The following is a 20593-nucleotide window of genomic DNA, read 5'->3' on the forward strand; positions in this document are numbered from 1 at the left end:
ACCTACTTCTTGAGCCCGTCTAAAAAGGATTCAATTTCTTCTTTTGTTTTACGATCTTTACTTACAAACCTGCCAAGCTCTTCTCCTTTTTCAAAAGCAAGAAAACTTGGTATACCATAAATATCATGTTCCTGACATAATTCTATAAAATTATCTCGATTCACTTCCACAAATTCAAATTGAGCATATGCTTCTTCTATTTCAGGTAATACAGGCTCAATCACGCGGCAATCTGGGCACCATCCTGCAGTAAATAAAAAGACAACAGGTCCTTCTTGAATATATTCGTTAAATTGTTCTTTTGATCGTAATTCTTTCATTTTAAACATCCTTTCTTTTTCTCTATCATAGCTTTCTATTGGTATTGTTTCAATAATGTTACCTTCTCCAAATATAGAAAATCCACTTAAAAATAGTTTTTTAATTTATATTAGTCAAAAAACTTAACAATACCAAGAAAAACATTTACTATATACTATATAAGATAACATTGATTTGGAGGGATTGGAATGAATTTAACTGTATACCTAGCCGGACAAATTCATGATAATTGGAGAGAGGAAGTTAAAAAGCTTGCCGAAGAAAAAAATCTGCCGCTTACTTTTGTTTCCCCACAAACGAATCATGATCGTTCCGATGACATTGGGGAAGCTATTTTAGGAAAACAACCGACCAACTTTCATCGCGATGATGCTGCTTCAAGTGTCAATAACTTTCGGACACAGGTTTTAATGCAAAAATCAGATGTGGTAATCGCATTATTTGGAGAATCATATAAACAATGGAACACAGCGATGGATGCTAGTACAGCTATATCTTTAGGAAAACCAACCATCATTATTCGCCCGGAAAAATTAATCCATCCTTTAAAAGAACTTTCGAATAAAGCAAATATTACAGTGGAGACGGTAGAGCAAGCATTAGACGTTATTTCCTATATTTATGAATAATCGTTAGACTTAGAGAACGAACAGTGCAAAAAAACAGGCCTTCCAGCCTGTTTTTTGTCCGTTTATTTTTTATTTACAAAATCAAATTGACCTTTTAAAAGCTGTACAACATGCGTAAACATATTTTCTCTTGATACAAGATTATCCGTAAATATCCCAATTGCCCCTTCATGTTTGCGGACATTTGCTTTTTTGGTATATGCGTCCATCACAATGCTTAATTCGCCGGCTTTTTCAAGTTCGTACTCAATCTCTTTAGGAAGGGCAATCCTTGCTCCACTGGCTGTGAATAGCTGGCCGTCCGCTGTGGCTAAAGCACCCCAGTTACAGAGGAATAACGTATCGTCTATATACATCACTCCTCCTTCTAGGCCAATCCCTATCGCATGAGACTGACTAGATACGCACGCCTTCGCACGGTTGATTGCACCGATACGTGTTTCTTCATCAGAAAAAGGTTGCGCAGAAACAAGAGAAGGAACGTTTAAAGCTTTTACTTCATAAGTTGAAAAAACGTTTCTTGCTGCCTGTACTTTTGTTGGATTTTCCGAGCCAATAATAATAGATGCCACGTTTTAAGCCTCTTTTAATTGAGATATAAGCTGGTCATCTGTAGATTTAACAAGCTTAATCAATAATTCTTTGGCAGCTGCATAATCATCTACATGAATAATAGACGCTGACGTATGAATATATCTTGAACAAATGCCAACAACCGCAGAAGGGACACCGTCACCAGTCAAATGAACCCTCCCTGCATCCGTTCCGCCTGGAGAAACAAAATATTGATAAGGAATATCGTTTGATTCAGCAGTATCTAATACGAATTCTCGCATTCCTTTATGTGTAACCATCGTCCCGTCAAAGATACGCAATAATGCTCCCTTCCCTAATTGGCCAAATGCTTTCTTATCTCCTGATGCATCATTTGCTGGAGAAGCATCTAATGCATAAAAAATATCCGGTTTTATCATATTAGCTGCTACTTGAGCTCCGCGTAATCCCACTTCTTCCTGTACAGTCGCACCAGAATAAAGCTGGTTAGGCAATGTTTCCCCTTGCAGTTCTTTTAAAAGTTCAATAGCCAGCCCGCATCCGTAGCGGTTATCCCAAGCTTTTGCTAATATTTTTTTCTCATTAGCCAGTGGTTCAAATGGCGTAATTGGAACAATGGTATCTCCTGGACGTACACCAATACGTGCTACATCCTCCTTATCATCCGCTCCAATATCAATTAACATATTTTTTATTTCCATCGGCTTCCTGCGTTGTGCATCTGTCAATAAATGCGGAGGAATGGATCCAATAACACCTGTAATCGGTCCATTTTTTGTCATAACTTGTACACGCTGAGCCAGCATCACTTGATTCCACCAGCCGCCTAGAGTTTGAAAACGAATCATTCCATTATCCGTAATTTGCGTTACCATAAAGCCGACTTCATCCATATGACCAGCTACCATTACTCTAGGACCTTTTCCATCTTTCACGCCAAATATACCGCCTAAATTATCTTGAATAATTTCATCCGAATACTTTTCTAACTCTTGCCTCATAAAATTACGAACAGCATGCTCATTTCCTGGAGCTCCTTGCAATTCGGTTAAATTCTTAAATAAAGCTAATGTTTCTTTATTCATTAAAAAGCCTCCTATGCATTACTTCACCCATGAAAAATGGTATTGTCACTACTGCAAGTATACTCGAAAAAGTCAAATTCTTTCCAGTAATAATGTTCAATTGTTTGTATTTTTCCGTCTGGGTGCGATATACTACATTTATACTAGACATTGAAATTTACTAATAGAGGTGAATAAATTGAGTAAAAAAAAGGTATTACTTGCAGCAGCAATTGGCGTTGCAGTCGGCTATCTTGCTCGTGAACAAGTAAATAATCAAATGAAAGTCACACCAGAAAAAGCATTAGATCATGCGAAAGAAATGTTTAAACGTAAAGGACCTATCAGCGGTTCTTGGATTTATATGAAACCAGAAGAATTAGAAAGAAATGGTCTGCTTTATGATGTATACCGTGGCGGAGTAACAAGAAATATTGATGGCACGAACAAGCAGTATGATTTTTATGTAGATGTTGAAACGGGCGCTGTGATTGATACAGAAGAAGCTGTCTAATATCTATTCCTGCGGATTTCCGTATTTTTTAATAGAGCGAAGAATAACCTGATCAATGTGTGACACATATTTATATATAGAGCAGCTTTCTCTTTGAAGACAAGCTGCTCTTTTATATTGATTTTATTTATAGGCATAGCGAACACGTTCAACTTGGTCTATTTTTCTCCCTTCTTCATTGCATCGGATTGCCCGGTAATAAGCATCATGATAAAAAGTAAACCAGGTATTATTCCGATAGCCCTGCTCCAACCAATATTCTTTTTGCAGCACGGACTGTACTGGATAATCATCATATGCAAGAACCCAAAGCTTATTTTGATGTGCATGCGTTGGCATAATATCAGCCATATGTAAAAAACAATCCTCTCCATCCTGAAAACGGATAATTGCATGCCCATCACTATGCCCGCCTGTATGAATCATCGATAATCCTGGCAGAACCTCTATTTCCTCTCTAAATAAATGAACTTGATTCACGATCGGCTTCCAATTTTTCTCCCAGTAGGTATTCACAGATCGTATATTAGGATGCTGCATCTCATCCCATTCTGTTTGCGAAACATAAATTTTGGCTTTTTTAAACACAGACTCATATGCTTCTTTACCGGCAACCTTCGTTAAACCATTTGCATGATCATAATGGAGATGCGTCATTAAAACCATATGAATATCATTTTCAGTAAGCCCTAATTCTAATAAGGACTTTTCTATTTTCGTTTCCTCTAATACACCAAAGTTTCTTTTCTGCTTGTCAGAAAGTTTATTCCAACCAATTCCTGAATCAATCAGTATATTGAACCCATCCAGCTCCAAGAAAATAGGATCTGTGCGCAGTTCAATTTGATTTTTTTCATTATACGGATATTTTTTCGCCCATAACTCTTTGGGCACGACGCCAAACATAGCTCCCCCGTCAAGATGTGTTACGCCACCATTTAGCCATGTAAGTTTTGCTCTGCCAACTTGTAAGGTTTCCATCTTCACCCTCCCTTTCCCCTTAGTTTATCTGATAGAAACCTTATTTGCAAACGCTGTCAAAAAGTGATTTTCACTATTTAAAAAATATGGCAAATTAATAAACTATCTGCTATGATTGTTAACGAATTCACATTTCATTTCTTGTGAATCAAATCACATATATGAGCGGAGGTATAGGTATGAAGGAAAAAAACTGGGCAATTCTTATTGGTACTATTGTTCTCGCTGCCTTTATCATTCCTTTTACGTTTCTTAGTAGCGTGGAAAAATGGTACGGGAGCATGCTTTTTTGGCCGATATTAACCTTAATTGTAATCGCATGCAACGCAATACTGACAAAAGATTGGAGCAATGAAGAATGAATGTATCATTAATATGGTGGGGGCTAGGAATTTATTTCGTTATATCTCTATTTATCGCTTTTTTATCTCGAACTGGCAAACAGACAAATATGGGGGCTTATTTTTTAGGAGATCGTAAACTTGGAGGCTTTGTTTCTGCTTTAAGTTACAGTGCGACGACATATAGTGCGTTTATGTTAGTTGGATTAGCGGGACTTACCTATAGTGGAGGTGTAGGAGCCTTAGGTTTTGAACTAATTTACTTAATGGGTGTATCGTTAATCGCATTTTTTGGTCCTCGTTTTTGGATTGTCGGGAAAAAATATGGTTACATAACTCCATCTCAAATGATTGGTAATCGCTACCAAAGTAAAGCTGTAGCTATTACCATTGCGATTAGTAACTGTCTTTTTCTTATTCCATATAGTGCAGTACAATTAGCCGGCGTAGGTTACTTGCTGCAGGGCATTTCAAATCAACAAATTTCCTTTCATACTGGAGTAATTATTGCCACAGTTTTAGCAATTATTTTTGCTTACATCGCGGGTATACGTTCTGTGGCATGGACAGATTCCCTGCAGTCACTCTTTATGATTATTGGTTCCACTTTCGTTGTACTTTTTTTAATTCATGAACTAGGCGGGTTTACCGTTTTTGTTCAAAAGTTAGAAACCAATCATCCTGAGCTGCTGACTGTACCCGGAAACGGCTTTTTCAGCTTTTTAACTTTTATCGGATTAACAATACCGTGGTTCTTCTTTAGTATTTCTAATCCTCAAGTTAGTCAGCGTTTGTTTATGCCTGCATCTTTAAAGAGCATGCGTCATATGCTGCTAGGATTTATGATATTCGGCTTTATTTATACATTTGTTTCTATTTTCTGGGGCTATTCAGCCTTCTTATTAGAGCCCGGCTTAGGAAATCCTGATTTAGCAACATCTGTTGTATTAACTTCCTCTGCAATACCTCCCGTCCTTGGTGTCATTGTTATGGTAGGTATTATTGCAGCAGCTGTTTCAACCATTGATTCCATTCTACTTACCTTATCATCGATGTTTGCCAAAGATGTTTATGGGAATATTAAGAAGGAATCTGCAGATCGCGCACAGCTGAAGCTTGGAAAAATTGTCATCCCAATTATTGCTATAATGGCCTATTTTTTCGCAAATTTACAATTGAATTTAATCGCCGTATTATCTGTTGCTTCTTCTGCAGGTTTAATTGTTGTTGTCCCCGCAATAATCGGGGCCTTCTTTTGGAAAAAAGGAACAGCCATTGCAGTATTAGCAAGTGTTATCATCCCCGGGATAGCAGTATTGATTATTGAACTTTTCCAGATTAAACCGTTCGGATTAGCATCCGGTCTATGGGGACTTATACTATCTTCCCTGCTATTCATTAGTGTTAGCTTATTTACGAAAGCACCAAAACAAAAAGCAGATGAATTTATTGATTATATACAAGATAATGTTTATAAGAAAAACTTGAGTTAATATCAAAATCGATAGCAACGACAGATTTTGCTGAGGCGCCTTAAAAATAAGGAAAAAAACAGCGTGTAGTTAAAAATACTACACGCTGTTTTATGTTAGGGAAGAAAGCAATTGACGTTGCCGTTCCTTCACGATTCCCATTTGCTCATCTATTTGCGTTTGCAATGTTGGATGTATTTGCTCTTGTTTTCTTTGCATGAGGGTTTGATAAGCTTCCTCACATCTTTCATACATATAGTAAAGATTTTCTAACTCATGATGAGATAAAAAACACACCAATACATACTCCCCCTTTTTTTATCATATAGTATTATTATATGAAAAAGTGGGAGAATCTATACCTGTTTTTTATACTTCCCCTAATGTGCAAAGAGGTTGAAACAAAAAGAAAGTGTATCATCTGTAAGTCGAACAATATGCTGATCGAGTGGAGTAATTATTTGAAGCGGGTATTGGCACAAAGTATGTTCGGAAGTTGCTGGATAAAAAATACTTTTGTCTCAGTCTCTTTCGCTTTACATCTGTACAGCTCATTTATTCCGCTTCATGTAATTCTTTTTTTCGAACGTATTTCTCTAATTTATCTAACTCGTAAAATAGCTCAATAATACTATTTGCCACAGGAAAGACATAATGCCATTTTTCATAATCTGTTCCCTGTAATGCCTCAATTAAATTATTAATGGTTACACCCATTGCTTGCTTTGTTTCTTTTTGTAAATCTCTATCCAGCACAATGCGGTCTTCATACATGAGAAAAACATTTTCACTATAGTTATTAATTTCACTAACCAATTTCTTAATTAAAAAAGACTTTCCGCTGGCCAGCTGTTCAATTTCTTTCAGATTCTTCTCCAATTCCACAATTAACGTATGTTTTTTTCGCAGCACTCGGATCATTTGCTTATAGATAACGATATTTCTGAAAAAGGCTCTCCGCTTCCGAATAAACAGTCTATTTTTTTCGTCCGTAATAATATCAAAATAATCTCTTATTTTGTTTATTTGTTTCTCTACTTTTCTTTCTTCATCACGTATTTGCGGTACACTCATTGTATTGCTCGGTATCACACGCAACAGAAAATGAGAGCTTTCGCTGGCTTCCTTAATCATCTGAAACAGAATCTTTTGATGGTTTGGAGGATTAACGAATACATTCACAATAAATGCAGAAAGCACTCCAATAGCTACAAGCGACACACGGGATAAAATATATATAAAATTAATATGATCTCCTTCACTTGCTACCATCATACTGACGATGGTTAATACCGTTAAATTTACTGTTTTGGTTAATCCCAGCTTTATATTAATCGCAATCGATAAAATAACTACTGCACCGACGGAGATAGGATGACTGCCAAGTAAAAACACTCCTAATATTGCTAGTGCAGCCCCGACAGAGTTTCCAACAACTACTTCTTTAATATAATTAAACGATCGCATAATAGATGGCTGCATCGCTACTACAGATGCAATTGCTGCAATAACAGCATATTGCATCTCAAAAAGGCTTGTAATTAATAATGTTAATGTTACTGCCAGCCCTGTTTTTAACATCCTAGGGCCAATATTAAATTCCATTCATCTGCACCTCACTAGAAGTAGTATACAGCTTTCAATCAGACGTGTCATTAGAAAACTCGCATTTGCTCATCCTTTAACAAATGCTCCATTTTTTATTTTTCACCATTAGAATACCCTCCAACTTTCATGATATGCTTCACTATACCCTAATTATACATTTTGAAATCTTCTATTCCACCTTTTTGGATTTCAATGGTACGACCTTCCTATTGAAACAACAAAAACTCCTAAACACATTGTTTAGGAGTCTTTATGAGGAGTTCAAAAAGTCCGGTAAAAATGACACTTCGGGAAAAGGAACTTCTACTAAAGTCGCCCACGTCGTGTGGGCAACGTAGAAGTCACCACCTCCTGTGGAAGCTCGTTGGCTTGCTTTTCCGCTCCTCATGTACCTTTTGATGTACACTCCGGTGCTCAAATCTGCGCCGCCTTGAACTTCTCGGTCCTTTTTATCCTCCTTTTTGAACACGCACTTTATGTTTTATGTTATTATTTCACGACGTAACTGCGAATATGATCTCTTACGCCAGCTAAACAAATTTTTGCTGGATCTTCTTCAACATTCAGCTGTTTTTCGCTGCCATCTGTAGGTAACGATTCTTCAAATACTTTCTCATAAGTTGCTACAGGAATACATTTTCTGTTTTCAAACAATGCTTTATGATCTGTTACTTGAAGCTGTTTTTTAAATCCAGGCTGAAGCTTGCCAGAGAAAAACTCGCCGACCGCCCCAGATCCATAACTATACAAGCCAATTCTATCTCCTGCTTTTAACTCCTCTTGATTCTCTAACAGCGAGAGCAAGCTGAGATAAAGAGAACCTGTATAAATATTTCCTACATTACGGTTATATATTGTACTAATTTGATAATTATTTTTTAGTCTTTCCTGTACTTCCTCCGGTGCATCTTCAATCACCGTGCGGAGCGCTTTCCAACCCATTTTTGTATATGGTAAATGAAAGGCTATTGCAGCGAAATCTTCTAAGCTTCTACCTGTTTGTTCTTGATAGTCTTTCCATACTTTTTGGAAGAAGGCGATATATTGTTCATTTGAATATTTCCCATCTACATACGCTGTTGTAGAGTATACCGGTCTCCAGAAATCCATAATATCTTCTGTATAATACGTGCTTTCACTTTCCAATTCTATTAAATTGGGATCAGCGCTTAGTAAAATGGCAACAGCACCGGCCCCTTGTGTAGATTCGCCCGGTGTATTTAAACCATAGCGTGCAATATCCGAAGCTAAAACCAGTACTTTCTTGTCTGGGTGCAGCGCAATATGTCCTTTTGCCATTTGTATTCCTGCTGTCGCGCCATAACATGCCTGTTTTAACTCGATAGAACGTGCTCTGGGATTTAGCTCTAATAATTGATGTACATAAACAGCAGCTGATTTAGAATGATCGACACCAGATTCTGTTCCAAAAATAACTAAATCAATGGCATCCTTATCTTCGTTATCTAAAATTTGTGCCGCTGCATTAGCAGCTAAAGAAACAGGGTCTTGCGTAACCGGCGGTACAGCCATTTGATCTTGCCCAAGACCAATTGTAAATTTTCCTGGGTCAATGCCTCGTTCTATTGCTAAATCATTCATATCTACATAAAGATGCGGTGCGTAAAATCCTAGTTTGTCAATTCCAATCTTCACTATTATTCCTGCCCTTCTTCTTTCTATAATTAACTATATAAAAAGGAATACTGTCGAAAAATACAATAATTAAATACTAATATAAACGCCGTTTAAAAAGCAAACCAGAAAGCGGTGTATCTAAGATTACCTCTAGGACATGCTAAAAACTCAATCATTTAACCACTATCTCTGTTTTACTATAACCTTCCTTTGTTTTATGAACTTCGATTGTTGCCGGGAAAACATCTTTCAGTTCTTGCACGTGAGAAATGACGCCTATCATTCTTCCGGATCGTTGCAACTGAATAAGTGCATCAATTGCTTTTCGCAGGGACTCTTCGTCCAGCGAACCAAAACCTTCATCAATAAACATTGTCTGAATTACAATATTACCTTGGAAGCTTTGAATGACATCGCTCATACCAAGCGCAAGGCAAAGAGAGGCATGAAATTTCTCACCGCCAGACATCGTCTTAACATCTCTTGCCTGCCCTGTGTATTGATCATAAACGTCTAATCCAAGACCACTCTGTTTTCCTCGCGCTTCTTGGCGGTCACTTCTTGTCAGGTAAAATTGACCATTGGAAAGATCATTTAACCGGAGATTTGCCGCCTCAATAATTTGATCTAGATACTCCATTTGCAAATATCGTTCAAAAGAGACTTTCCTTGGATTTTGCCCCCGTAATGTATCATATAAATCGGTGACCACCATCCGCTTCTTCTCCATATCTGCAGATTGGAGATGAAAGTCCTGTAATTGCGTTGAATAAAAAGTCATATCCTTCTTCTCTTGCTGGAGCTGCTGTAGTTTTTCAAGACTTTCTTTGACTTCTTGCTTCCATTTATCCAAAGCTGCTTCTATTTGTGATTCATCTTGTTGTGACTTATTTTCTAGCTTTTTCTGCAGCTCAGCAATTTGTTTCTCTAATTGATATCCTTGTTTTTCATAGGCCACCAGCTGTTGTTTTACGGATTGGTAAGTTGCTTCGTCCCATTTCGCTTCCTGATATCCTTTTTCGGTAAAAGCTGCTTGCTCTAATTTTTCTTGAAAGATTTTCTGTAATTCTTCCACTTTTTGATTAGATTTTGCTTGATTTTCTCGCAGGTGATGTAAATCAGTTGTCCATTTTGTAAATGCTTCATGCACTTGTCTGTACTTTTCTTGCACATCATTCCAACGCTGTTCAAAACGTCGTTTCTTCACCATTAGTTTGTTAATTTCGGATTCTAGTTCGGAAAGAACACGTAAATTTTCAGGTATCTGCATTATTTGTTGCTGATAAACTGCCTGGTTACTTTGATAATCGGACTGGAGTTGACTGACTTGGTTCGTTTGTTCCTGAAGTGCTTTGTCACTTTGCTTTTGTTCTTCACGCTCTTTCGCCAATTCTTTCTTACAATCGGCTAAACGTACTTTCGATTTCTCCAGACGATCTTCTTCAGCTTTTTTCTTCTTCCCTTTTTCTACCATTGCAGAATAGCTCTGTTCTGGATTGGATAATTCAAGATGATGGTGCATAAGTTCCTGCTCTAATTCATTACTTTCTGATTGGTGAGACTTAATTGTTGCATTTTGTTCGCGCCAAATAGATTCCTTCTCTTCCATAAACTTCTTCGCTTGCTCTAACTGCTCTTTTGTAACTTCTGCTTCCCTCGTTACTGCTGGAGAGGGATGTTCGAAGCTCCCACAGACTGGACATGCTTCTCCTTGGTGTAAGCGTACAGCCAGCACATGTGCCTGATTCGCCATCCAAGCTTGTTCTAACCGGCGATACGTTTCTTCGGCTTGCAGATAGATGGCTTCTTTTTGCCTGAGCTCTTCTTGCCCTTTTTTTATCTGTTTTAATTTTGTATCGTATTTTTTCATTAACATCGCTTGTTCTCGGAGCACTCTTAATTCATCTTTCAGTGAACCCAGCTTTTCTATATCTGTTTCTAATACCTTTTCTTCTTTCTCTAATTGATCAATATGTCTACTACGTTTTTCATGGTGCACCTTTGCTATTTCTAAACGTTCTTTCCCTTGCTTTAATTGTCCGGCTAATAACTGAATATCTTGTCTTTTTTTCTCTAATTCTTTCACAACCGGTAAGAATCCTTCTAAACGGTTTACTTCTATGGAAAGTTTCTCGCGTTCCCCTGCATTTTCCTGTTCCTTTTTAAAATCGTCTTCTGCCTGTTGTTTCTGATTTTTCATCTTTTCTTGTTGAGCTTCTAACTGCCGCAATGCTTCGCTGCCTTCTTGAAATTCTTTACGTGCATCGTTTAATTGTTGTTCATAAGGAATAATAAATTTTGCTTGTTCTGCAGCAAACAACTCCTCTTTTAACGTGCCCATTTCCTTTGCTTGTTCTTTCCACTCTAATAAACGGTCCCGGTACATCTCTAATTCTCTAAATTGTTCATTTACCTGCTTGACCTGAAAGAGTTGATTTTGAGTCGATTCTTGCTGTTTTGTTGCCTTTTTATAATATTCATCCATCTCTAAAATAGCTTGTTCATTCTTTTTTAATTCTATTTCTAAAACTTCTATAATTTGATTCGTATTAACATACTCTCTTTTGGCTAATTCATGTATAGAAGAATCATCTGGAAGATTTAAAGAGAAGATTTGCGTACGCAGCTGTTCCATTCGATTTATAATACGCTGATTTTCGGCTTCTAATTTAGATTTCTTTTCTCTAAGGACATCATTCATATATTTATAATGCTCGGTTTTGAATAACCGCCTCAGAATTTCTTCTTTATTCTCCGTTCCAGAGGTAAGTAATTTCCGAAATTCTCCCTGCGGTAGCATAACAATTTGCTTAAATTGGTCAGGAGTCAATCCAATAATCTCTTCTATTCTCTGGTCAATTTCACTCACAATCTGCCTATCTACACAAGGGACTTCTCCCTCTTCACGTACTTCATAAAATTCACATTTATCCCCTGTTTTGCTCTTGTTTCCTTTTTTAACATGACCAAGCTGGCGAAAAATCCGATACGTTTTATCCTGTATTTGAAAGACAAGTTCAGCAGATGTATGGACATCTTCATCTGCGAAATCACTGCGTAGCATTCGCTGGTCATCTCTGTCAGAGCCGCTTGCTTTTCCAAATAAGGCAAATGCTATTCCATCAAACAATGTCGTTTTCCCTGCACCTGTCTTTCCAGAAATCACAAAGAGTGTATTCCCCTGGAGTTCCGAGAAATCAATGACTTCTTTTTCTTTATACGGCCCAAAAGCATTTAATGTTAATTGTAATGGCTGCATTTTCTTTTCACCTGCTTTCACTTAATACTTATCGTTCACGAGCTGCATTCTGGATTTCGTGAAATAATTCTTTCATTAATAAATTGACTTCTTCAGATGGTTCCTGATCCGTCATTTCTTGGTAAAAGGATTCAAATAACTCCATTTTACTTAGACTCGTCTTTGGAGCTTGGTTTTCTTCACGGTTATTTATCCCTGTTGTTGTCCTCATTCTCTCTACGTGCATGGCATTTGGAAAAATAGAGCGGACCTTTTCCATTGGAGAAAGTATCGGCATTTCATCAAGCAATTGGACAAATACATAGTCTTCGCTTCGCGGCTGTTGATAAATATCTTCCATTTTCATTTTCACCGAACGTATTTCACGTTTCGGGATAAGTCTTTTTTTCTCCACTTGGACAGACCCGTTCTTATCCAATTCAACTACTAAATAACCTTTTTGATGATGCTCCTCAGATAAAGAATATTTTAGAATCGATCCAGAGTAGCGAATGTTTTCTTTTAACACATGATGCGCTTGATGTAAATGTCCTAAAGCTGTGTAATGAAAATCTTTAAATAAATGCGCATCAACATGTTCCGCGCCACCTATAGACAGTGGGCGTTCGGAATCACTTGTATTTTCTTCTATTTCTCCAAAAGGCGTTACAAACGCGTGTCCGACAAATACATGACGTGCCTGCTTGTCCATTTTTTCTCTCATTTGATGAACTAAGGAAGCCATTGCATCTTGATGATTCCGAATGTCTTCTTCTTGAAATAAAGCTTTTACTACGCTTGGATCTGCGTAAGGTATAAGATGAAAATGAACCTCGCCAAAATCATCTGAAAGAACCACCGGCTCCAGCTCTTTCGATAGCTGCCCAACAATGTGATATCCTTTTCCCTTCATTAATCGGCTTCCAAAGTGAATTCTCCCGGGACTATCATGATTACCGGCGATAGCTATGACCGGAATTCCTAATTGATGAATAATCCTGTCTAATGTTTTGTCTAATAAATCAACTGCTTCCACGGGAGGGACAGCCCGATCATATAAATCTCCTGCAATAATTACAGCATCTGGGCTCTCTTGTTCTACCCTTTCCACAAATTGATCTAGAATATATGCTTGATCTTCTGTCATGTAGACTCCTTGAACCAATTTACCTAAATGCCAATCTGCTGTATGAATTAATTTCATTTCGTGCCCTCCTCTTTAAATTACTTTCTTTATAGTAAACTCTCTTTTTCTAGTAAATAACTATATGGAATGTCAAAAAATATATAACGCTGCTGAGGTAATGGGTAAGCATACGTCCTGATGAGTTCGGATCGTTCAATATCTGTATACAAATCAGATAATATCCCTTTTTTCTCTATATCCATCCGCATGATATTTTCAAAAAAGTAAGGACGCCAGCTCCAATTTTTATACAAGCTTTCTTGAACTAATACCCAATTCCCTTGGTCATCTTTTTCCACATTTGCAGAGACTTGCAACCCGACATGGTTACAGATATATATTCGAAATACAAAAGATTCACAGCCCTTAGCCAGTTTTAATAGCCAAGAGTCATCCTTCGCAGGCTTTGTATGGGAAAGCAGCCCATTTATTGTCTCGTGAATCGAATCTAATAATGCAAATTGTGCCTTCGCTTTCTGTTGTTCATAACTAACAAACTCTCTAAAATACTCGGTTAATTTGTTCTTACAGCAATCTTCCTCGATAAAATTCTGCTGTGGATGAACCAGATAGCTTCCTTGATAATACTCACCGCCGCTCCTCCAGGCAAAATTCAATTGATTATAAGAGCGAATCCCTTTAAATAATAAGGAGGCACCTATTTTTCTTGATAACATCGATACCCCAAAATAAACATCTTTATATAAATGCGGCAGTAAATCGTCCTTTAAAAAAGAGGTGTCTACTTTGATAAAAGAAGGATGTAAAATTGCTAATTGATTTAAGACACTGTTTGGATACGCTAATTCAATACTAATTTTAACACCCAATGTCTTTAAATATTTAATAATATGGCCTAAACGATCCATATTGCTCGGTAAACTGACATCTTTGATTTCCAGGATAATGGTATGTAAGTCCAATCCCCGTTCCTCAAAATCATGTAATAAATTAATAAAGGTTTCTCCATTATCACGGACTAATAATGCTGCATCGTAGTAAAAGGAAAGGCAACCTGAATAATTTTCTTTTAATTTCTTTTCGATGGCATTTTGGTGGATATATTTATTCACTTCGAGTCGAAACTCGTCGGGAATAGATGTATCATCAAAGAGCCAATCCAAACGTTGTTCTTTATTATTTTCATCGAGGTAATAAGCAATCACTTCATAGCCGCTGATCAACTGGTTATCCGCACGGATAATCGGCTTATAATAAGGAAGTAATTGTTCCAAATCTATTAATATATCTAATGGATCCATACTAACTCCCCCTTAGTTTTATTATACCATATTCTATTTCAAGCCTTTTTGATCTTTCTGTTGGCAATCATAATAAATCGGTTCTTATCAAAAATCTAAAATTCACAAATTAAATATTGATTTTTGAATACGCTGTGTAGAGATGTCTTTTTCAAACAATTGAATTATTCTCTCCTATTCCTCAATATCAAATCAAAGCACTTATAACTATACAAGATGAAATAGTGAAAAAATATCAACAAGTCGTTGGAAAATACATACTACCTTTCAACTATGTTGTCAATAGCCATTTCATATTTTTCAACAGGATTCAAAAATATGTAGAAGTTTTCATGAACATTTTGTGAAGTGTTTCTCAAACTCTTGTAATTTTCTTCTAACGGTATTAACATTATCTCTGCTATAACATAATACTATTTAATTGTGTGTTCAAAAAACAAGAAAAAGTCCTTTTCGAGCTTGTTTGAACAACCTCTTAATAGAAACAAACATTTTTATACACAATCCAAGGAAGGGGTATCAATATGAAGTTGAAGTGGACCTATTTAGCATTCTTAGCAGGTATCGCTAGCTTACTAGCAGGCTGTGAACCATTACTCGTACTTAATCCAAAAGGTCCTCAAGCAGAGACGACTGCAAATGTGATTTGGATTTCAATTATTACAATGTCAGTTATTGTCATTGTTGTCCTAGTAATGCTGACAGTTATTTTATTAAAATATAGAGCATCTAAGCAAGATCCAGATTACGAGCCTCCGCATATTGAGGGAAATAAGTATTTGGAAGGTATTATTGTTGGAATTCCAATTATCATTGTTGCCTTTTTATCTGTGGTTTCCGCTACGTCAACTCATCAAGTGGAAAATCCTCCAGAAGGATATGACGCAGACGAACCACTCGTTATTTATGCTTCATCGTCTAACTGGAAATGGCATTTTAGCTATCCAGAACAAGATATTGAAACAGTCAACTATGTTTTCATTCCAACAAATCAAAATGTAGAGTTCCGTTTATATTCTCATGGAACGATTAGTAGTTTTTGGGTTCCGCAACTCGCAGGACAAAAATATGCAATGGCTGATATGACAAACTACCTTAACGTTGTAGCAGAAGAGCCTGGAGAATATGTCGGAAGAAATTCTAACTTTAATGGAGAAGGCTTTGCAGAAAATGATTTTACTGTAACAGCCATGGCACCAAGCGAATTTGATTCTTGGGTAGAAGATATTCATAATACTGCCGAACCATTGACAGAAGAAAAATTTGAAGAATTATTAGAGCCTGGACATTTAGGCCGAATGACTTTTACTGGTACACATCAAGATTTCAAGCCTGCACCAGAAGGAGAAAACAGCCCTCATCATCACGGATCATCTGATTCTGAAGATGACGGAGAACACCATCATCATTAATAAAGCCGTTTGGGCAAATGTACTTTGGGAGAAATGCCTAAACATTTTTCAGCTCTAGAAAGGAGTTTTATCATTATGGATTTTTTCGATAGATTTTCTATTCCACCCCATGACGATCCAATGCTTTATGCGTCTATCGTGGCCATTGCTATTGTAAGTATTGCGATTGTTGTAGGCCTTACCTATTTTAAGAAATGGGGCTACCTTTGGAATGAATGGTTAACAACTGTTGACCACAAACGAATTGGAATCATGTACATTATTTCAGCATTGCTCATGCTCTTCAGAGGTGGCGCAGACGCTGTTATGATGCGATTACAAACCGCAGTTCCTGATAATACATTTTTAGATGCACAGCACTACAATGAAGTCTTTACCACACATGGTGTTGTTATGATTATTTTCATGGCAATGGCATTTATTATCGGTATGATGAACTTTGTTGTTCCTTTACAAATCGGTGCAAGAGACGTTGCTTTTCCTCGTCTGAATGCACTTAGCTTCTGGTTATATTTTGCTGGAGCAATGTTATTCAATCTTTCTTTCGTTGTCGGAGGATCTCCAGATGCTGGATGGACGAACTATTATCCACTAGCAGGTACGGATTTCAGTGAACACGTTGGTGTAAACTACTATAACTGGGCACTGCAAATTTCCGGTATCGGGACACTGATGACAGGAATTAACTTTATTGCCACGATTATGAAAATGCGTGCGCCTGGTATGAAATTAATGAAAATGCCAATGTTTACTTGGTCTGCATTAATTACAAACTTAATTATCGTATTTGCGTTCCCTGTTTTAACAATCGCTTTACTGATGGGAACATTCGACCGTCAATTCTTTACCAACTTCTTCACAACATCAGATGGTGGTATGGATATGATGTGGGCGAACTTATTCTGGATTTGGGGACACCCTGAGGTATATATTTTAATATTGCCTGCATTCGGGATCTATTCTCAAATCATCTCTACGTTCTCACAACGAAATTTATATGGTTATAAATCAATGGTTGCATCGATGGTTGTTATTTCTTTATTGTCCTTCCTTGTATGGGTTCATCACTTCTTTACAATGGGGCAAGGAGCAGTAGCAAATAGTATCTTCTCCATTACAACCATGGCCATCGCCGTGCCGACCGGTATTAAGATATTTAACTGGCTGCTGACGATGTGGAAAGGAAAGATACGATTTACTACGCCAATGATGTATTCTGTAGCATTTATTCCGCTATTTACAATCGGTGGTGTAACTGGTGTTATGCTTGCTATGGCTAGTGCGGATTATCAATATCACAACACCATGTTCTTAGTAGCACACTTCCATAACGTTATCATTCCTGGTGTTGTATTTGCGATGATAGCTGGACTCATTTATTACTGGCCAAAAATGTTTGGTTTCATGTTAAATGAACGTATTGGTAAATGGGCATTCTGGAATATCGTTATTGGTTTCTGTTTAGCCTTCTTCCCAATGTATATCACTGGTTTAAATGGGCAAGCAAGAAGAATGTACACTTATTCTGAATCAACAGGATTCGGACCGTTAAGCATGGTATCCTTCATCGGCGCCTTGTTACTTGCAGTTGGTTTTGTTTTAATCGTTTATAACGTTTATTACAGTTTCCGACATGCACCAAGAAATGTTGGAGACGACCCTTGGAATGCACGTTCTCTTGAATGGGCAACGCATAACCCTGTTCCAGAGTATAACTTTGCTATTACACCAAATGTTAACTCTGAGGAAGCTTTCTGGGATTATAAAAAGAACGGTCATGACTTATTTAAAGGGAAGATTGAGGATATTCATATGCCAAATAACAGTGGCTGGTCGATTATCTTCGCAGGAATCTTCTTTGTATTCGGCTTTTGCTTTGTATTCCATGTATGGGCTGGAGTTATTATAGCCTTCCTTGGAATTATCGGCTGTATGATCTATCGTTCATTTGAAAAAGACGACGGACATCATATACACAAAGAAGAAATTGAAGAAACAGAAAAGAAATTTGGGGGTGCTAAATAATGAAACACGATTCTAATTTGCCTCTTGAATATAGCACCGAAACGAATGAAATGAACATCCTAGGATTTTGGATATTCCTAGGTGCGGAAATTATGTTATTTGCAACATTATTTACAACGTATTTTGTCTATGTCGATCGTGGCGTTGGTAACGGGCCGGCTGGATCAGAGATTTTTGAACTAACACCCGTTATGATTGAAACCATCCTGCTTTTAACAAGTAGTTTTACAATCGGTTTAGCCGTTCACGCTATGCGTATTAACCGTGTAAAAGCAATGATTGGTTTTATGATCGTAACTTTGCTGTTAGGTGCCGGGTTTATCAGCTTGGAAGTTTATGAATTTATTCATTACTACCATGAAGGTGCCACTTTGCAAACTAGCGGATTCACTGCCATCCTTTTAACAACGCTTGGGACACACGGAGCTCACGTAACACTCGGATTATTCTGGGGGATTATGATTATCATCCAAACGCTTCGCAATGGCTTAAATGCTAGAACAGCGAATAAATCATTTATATTCTCTCTATACTGGCACTTCCTAGATGTTATGTGGATCTTCATTTTCAGCTTTATTTACTTGAAGGGAATGATGTAACATGAGAGAACTTTTTCCAATGAAACAGGTTAACGGGTTTATCTTTTCATTACTCCTGACTGTTATTGCATTAAGCGTCTACTTCTTTGACATGTCTTTTGCAATGGGATTAACAATTCTTATCGTTACAGCATTCATTCAAGCAGCTGTACAATTAGTTGTCTTTATGCACGCAGGAGAAAGCAAAGATAAACACGCCATTTATGCAAATACCATCTATGGTGTAGTGATTGCCGTCCTCACCATTTTAGGTTCCTTACTTGCTATGGTATGGGGATATAATTAAAATAAACGTACTGAATTCGAGAAGCTCAAGCAGCCATCACCTGCTTGAGCTTTTTTTATCTCCTAAGCAAAGGAAGTTCGACTAATGCCGAGCCGCTCTCAAGGAACGGGGGCGCAATCTCTATATTCTTAAGCAGGCGCGCTGCGCTTTTGTTACGATGACTGGTTTTGTTTTTGATTCTTTCCTCTAATATTTTCTTCTACAGCAACAAGGAACAATCCCATAATAAAGATAAATGTGCCCCCCTCAGCTAACCCAATACCTATAGCTGTCACAATAGTTACAGCGCTTACAAAATAACCATATATAAACATTATTGCACCAATTGTAATTAATGTCCCACTAACTAGAGACAAGCCTTTTAACAATTTTTCATTTATTTTCATCTATCTCATCTCCTTTTAATTATAGTATGCATTTTGTTCGATAATTTGTCAATATTTTTGTGGCAATTTATTGAACATGCCATTTTATTCTTGACATGTGACTTTCGGATTATTTTTCTCCGCTTATTCAAAAGGCATGGATTTCCCCTTCGAAACACTATATACTGAGACTATACAATATATATAGGAGGTTGAAAGATGAAAACGAAGCTATTATCCGTATGTTTTGCATTTATTCTTATGATTGGTCTTTTACCTTCCCAAGCATTTGCGATTGCTGCTGATGATCCGGAATTAGAAGAATTTTTAGAATCCATTGATTGGGAATTAGAGGATTACGAGGAATACCTAGCTGAATTTGATTTTGAATTAGCCGATTTTGAAGAAGTTGATTATCTTGGTACACCAGTTACTGAAGAAACTTTAGAGGATATTTATAATACATACAATTTAAACCACGACGAATTAAATAAACTGCTCTATGAAGAGGAAGGTTTCCTTGAGGAAGGTGAAGATTTCACAGATAGCTTCTGGTATATGTTTATCGAAGACATTGAGCTTAGTTTAGAACTGATTGCTAGTGATCCGTTGGGAAGTAATGAAGAATTTTCTGAGGAAGAAATCTCTGAGGAAAATTTACAAGCTGTTGCTGAAGAACATGGTTTTGACTCGATTGAGGAATTAGAAGAGCTTTTTAACACTTACGAAGATAGCATCAATAATTATACAACGCTTTATGAAATTAAAACCGGAGCTGAGATGTATATAGCTTTGGAAGACGAGGAATTGCTGGAAGATAATGATTTATCAAGTGAAGATGAGCTTTGGGAAGAGGATTACCTTCAATTAGATACATTCGAAAATCCAATCATATCCGAGGACCCTATTTTAGATATTTACGCTATGATTGCAATCATGCTGTTAGAATCTGCAGCTGACCTATAATTTCAAAGAGGCTGGGACATAACTAGCCAAAAATAAAAAAGATGGATTTCACATTGAGTTTTGAAGTGAAATCCATCTTTTTTGAAATCATTTATAAGTAGATACATAAAAAAGCGGCTAGAGGCAGTGTA

Annotated in this window: 20 protein-coding genes; 9 read left to right on the forward strand and 11 right to left on the reverse strand. The window is 37.1% G+C overall.

From position 1 onward, the window contains the following. Positions 1–2: 2 nt before the first annotated feature. Positions 3–359, reverse strand: coding sequence for a thioredoxin family protein (locus KI343_RS15040; RefSeq protein WP_374705446.1), 357 nt, complete (start codon positions 357–359; stop codon positions 3–5). A gap of 150 nt (positions 360–509) precedes the next feature. Here KI343_RS15040 and KI343_RS15045 point away from each other — a divergent pair, with 150 nt between their 5' ends. Next, entirely contained in the window at positions 510–950 is a 441-nt protein-coding gene (locus KI343_RS15045; protein WP_212927242.1) for a YtoQ family protein, read from the forward strand. Between the two features lie 62 nt (positions 951–1012). Here the strand turns inward: KI343_RS15045 and KI343_RS15050 are convergent, their stop codons facing one another. Next, positions 1013–1522: a DUF84 family protein gene (locus KI343_RS15050; RefSeq protein ID WP_212927243.1), complete on the reverse strand. Its 510-nt coding sequence runs from the start codon at positions 1520–1522 to the stop codon at positions 1013–1015. A 3-nt stretch (positions 1523–1525) separates the two neighbouring features. After that, positions 1526–2590 carry a M42 family metallopeptidase gene (locus KI343_RS15055; protein WP_212927244.1) on the reverse strand — a complete coding sequence of 355 codons (1065 nt, stop codon included), beginning with the start codon at positions 2588–2590 and terminating at the stop codon, positions 1526–1528. A 178-nt stretch (positions 2591–2768) separates the two neighbouring features. On the opposite strand from KI343_RS15055, the gene KI343_RS15060 reads away from it, so the two are divergent. Then, the gene (locus KI343_RS15060) at positions 2769–3083 is read left to right on the forward strand and encodes a PepSY domain-containing protein (RefSeq protein WP_212927245.1); all 315 of its coding nucleotides are present in this window, start codon (positions 2769–2771) and stop codon (positions 3081–3083) included. A 123-nt stretch (positions 3084–3206) separates the two neighbouring features. Here the strand turns inward: KI343_RS15060 and KI343_RS15065 are convergent, their stop codons facing one another. Beyond that, complete coding sequence (locus KI343_RS15065) at positions 3207–4064, reverse strand: YtnP family quorum-quenching lactonase (RefSeq protein ID WP_212927246.1); 858 nt, start codon at positions 4062–4064, stop codon at positions 3207–3209. Positions 4065–4243: 179 nt separating this feature from the next. Here KI343_RS15065 and KI343_RS15070 point away from each other — a divergent pair, with 179 nt between their 5' ends. Both KI343_RS15070 and KI343_RS15075 read left to right on the forward strand, forming a co-directional pair. Next, positions 4244–4426 (forward strand): hypothetical protein, encoded by a 183-nt coding sequence (locus KI343_RS15070; protein ID WP_212927247.1) that lies wholly within the window; start codon positions 4244–4246, stop codon positions 4424–4426. Further along, a complete protein-coding gene (locus KI343_RS15075) occupies positions 4423–5898 on the forward strand; it encodes a sodium:solute symporter family protein (RefSeq protein WP_212927248.1) in 1476 nt (491 codons plus the stop codon). Before KI343_RS15070 ends, KI343_RS15075 begins: the two co-directional genes overlap by 4 nt. Positions 5899–5988: 90 nt before the next feature. Here the strand turns inward: KI343_RS15075 and KI343_RS15080 are convergent, their stop codons facing one another. The 6 genes from KI343_RS15080 to KI343_RS15105 all read right to left on the reverse strand — a co-directional run bounded on the left by KI343_RS15080 (position 5989) and on the right by KI343_RS15105 (position 14809). Further along, entirely contained in the window at positions 5989–6177 is a 189-nt protein-coding gene (locus KI343_RS15080) for a hypothetical protein (RefSeq protein ID WP_212927249.1), read from the reverse strand. 255 nt (positions 6178–6432) lie between these two features. Next, positions 6433–7482, reverse strand: a complete 1050-nt coding sequence (locus KI343_RS15085; protein ID WP_212927250.1) for an FUSC family protein — start codon at positions 7480–7482, stop codon at positions 6433–6435. 492 nt (positions 7483–7974) lie between these two features. Beyond that, the gene (locus KI343_RS15090; protein WP_212927251.1) at positions 7975–9141 is read right to left on the reverse strand and encodes a hydroxymethylglutaryl-CoA synthase; all 1167 of its coding nucleotides are present in this window, start codon (positions 9139–9141) and stop codon (positions 7975–7977) included. A 154-nt stretch (positions 9142–9295) separates the two neighbouring features. Then, a complete protein-coding gene (locus tag KI343_RS15095) occupies positions 9296–12382 on the reverse strand; it encodes an AAA family ATPase (RefSeq protein WP_212927252.1) in 3087 nt (1028 codons plus the stop codon). A gap of 28 nt (positions 12383–12410) precedes the next feature. Then, positions 12411–13565, reverse strand: a complete 1155-nt coding sequence (locus KI343_RS15100) for an exonuclease SbcCD subunit D (RefSeq protein WP_212927253.1) — start codon at positions 13563–13565, stop codon at positions 12411–12413. A 29-nt stretch (positions 13566–13594) separates the two neighbouring features. Beyond that, complete coding sequence (locus tag KI343_RS15105) at positions 13595–14809, reverse strand: EAL domain-containing protein (protein WP_212927254.1); 1215 nt, start codon at positions 14807–14809, stop codon at positions 13595–13597. A 524-nt stretch (positions 14810–15333) separates the two neighbouring features. Here KI343_RS15105 and qoxA point away from each other — a divergent pair. The 4 genes from qoxA (at position 15334) to qoxD (ending at position 19131) form a co-directional block, all read left to right on the forward strand. Further along, on the forward strand, positions 15334–16221 hold the full coding sequence (qoxA, locus tag KI343_RS15110) for a cytochrome aa3 quinol oxidase subunit II (protein ID WP_212927255.1): 888 nt from the start codon (positions 15334–15336) through the stop codon (positions 16219–16221). 75 nt (positions 16222–16296) lie between these two features. After that, complete coding sequence (gene qoxB / locus KI343_RS15115; protein WP_212927256.1) at positions 16297–18246, forward strand: cytochrome aa3 quinol oxidase subunit I; 1950 nt, start codon at positions 16297–16299, stop codon at positions 18244–18246. Further along, entirely contained in the window at positions 18246–18845 is a 600-nt protein-coding gene (qoxC, locus tag KI343_RS15120; RefSeq protein ID WP_212927257.1) for a cytochrome aa3 quinol oxidase subunit III, read from the forward strand. The genes qoxB and qoxC overlap by 1 nt, the downstream gene beginning before the upstream one ends. A gap of 1 nt (position 18846) precedes the next feature. After that, entirely contained in the window at positions 18847–19131 is a 285-nt protein-coding gene (gene qoxD, locus KI343_RS15125; protein WP_212927258.1) for a cytochrome aa3 quinol oxidase subunit IV, read from the forward strand. A gap of 152 nt (positions 19132–19283) precedes the next feature. On the opposite strand, the gene KI343_RS15130 is transcribed toward qoxD, so the two are convergent. Further along, a complete protein-coding gene (locus KI343_RS15130) occupies positions 19284–19517 on the reverse strand; it encodes a hypothetical protein (protein ID WP_212927259.1) in 234 nt (77 codons plus the stop codon). Positions 19518–19715: 198 nt separating this feature from the next. On the opposite strand from KI343_RS15130, the gene KI343_RS15135 reads away from it, so the two are divergent. After that, positions 19716–20462 carry a processed acidic surface protein gene (locus KI343_RS15135; RefSeq protein WP_212927260.1) on the forward strand — a complete coding sequence of 249 codons (747 nt, stop codon included), beginning with the start codon at positions 19716–19718 and terminating at the stop codon, positions 20460–20462. Positions 20463–20593: the final 131 nt, after the last annotated feature.

This window comes from Oceanobacillus sp. J11TS1 (assembly GCF_018333215.1).
Lineage (GTDB): Bacteria > Bacillota > Bacilli > Bacillales > Amphibacillaceae > Oceanobacillus.

Bases quoted from the DNA above. Each gene is read 5' to 3' on its own strand.
- KI343_RS15095 (WP_212927252.1), bottom strand. From the start codon at position 12,382: ATGCAGCCATTACAATTAACATTAAATGCTTTTGGGCCGTATAAAGAA.
- KI343_RS15105 (WP_212927254.1), bottom strand. From the start codon at position 14,809: ATGGATCCATTAGATATATTAATAGATTTGGAACAATTACTTCCTTAT.
- qoxD (WP_212927258.1), top strand. From the start codon at position 18,847: ATGAGAGAACTTTTTCCAATGAAACAGGTTAACGGGTTTATCTTTTCA.
- qoxB (WP_212927256.1), top strand. From the start codon at position 16,297: ATGGATTTTTTCGATAGATTTTCTATTCCACCCCATGACGATCCAATG.
- KI343_RS15100 (WP_212927253.1), bottom strand. From the start codon at position 13,565: ATGAAATTAATTCATACAGCAGATTGGCATTTAGGTAAATTGGTTCAA.
- qoxA (WP_212927255.1), top strand. From the start codon at position 15,334: ATGAAGTTGAAGTGGACCTATTTAGCATTCTTAGCAGGTATCGCTAGC.
- KI343_RS15045 (WP_212927242.1), top strand. From the start codon at position 510: ATGAATTTAACTGTATACCTAGCCGGACAAATTCATGATAATTGGAGA.
- KI343_RS15135 (WP_212927260.1), top strand. From the start codon at position 19,716: ATGAAAACGAAGCTATTATCCGTATGTTTTGCATTTATTCTTATGATT.
- KI343_RS15130 (WP_212927259.1), bottom strand. From the start codon at position 19,517: ATGAAAATAAATGAAAAATTGTTAAAAGGCTTGTCTCTAGTTAGTGGG.
- KI343_RS15055 (WP_212927244.1), bottom strand. From the start codon at position 2,590: ATGAATAAAGAAACATTAGCTTTATTTAAGAATTTAACCGAATTGCAA.
- qoxC (WP_212927257.1), top strand. From the start codon at position 18,246: ATGAAACACGATTCTAATTTGCCTCTTGAATATAGCACCGAAACGAAT.
- KI343_RS15070 (WP_212927247.1), top strand. From the start codon at position 4,244: ATGAAGGAAAAAAACTGGGCAATTCTTATTGGTACTATTGTTCTCGCT.
- KI343_RS15065 (WP_212927246.1), bottom strand. From the start codon at position 4,064: ATGGAAACCTTACAAGTTGGCAGAGCAAAACTTACATGGCTAAATGGT.
- KI343_RS15075 (WP_212927248.1), top strand. From the start codon at position 4,423: ATGAATGTATCATTAATATGGTGGGGGCTAGGAATTTATTTCGTTATA.
- KI343_RS15085 (WP_212927250.1), bottom strand. From the start codon at position 7,482: ATGGAATTTAATATTGGCCCTAGGATGTTAAAAACAGGGCTGGCAGTA.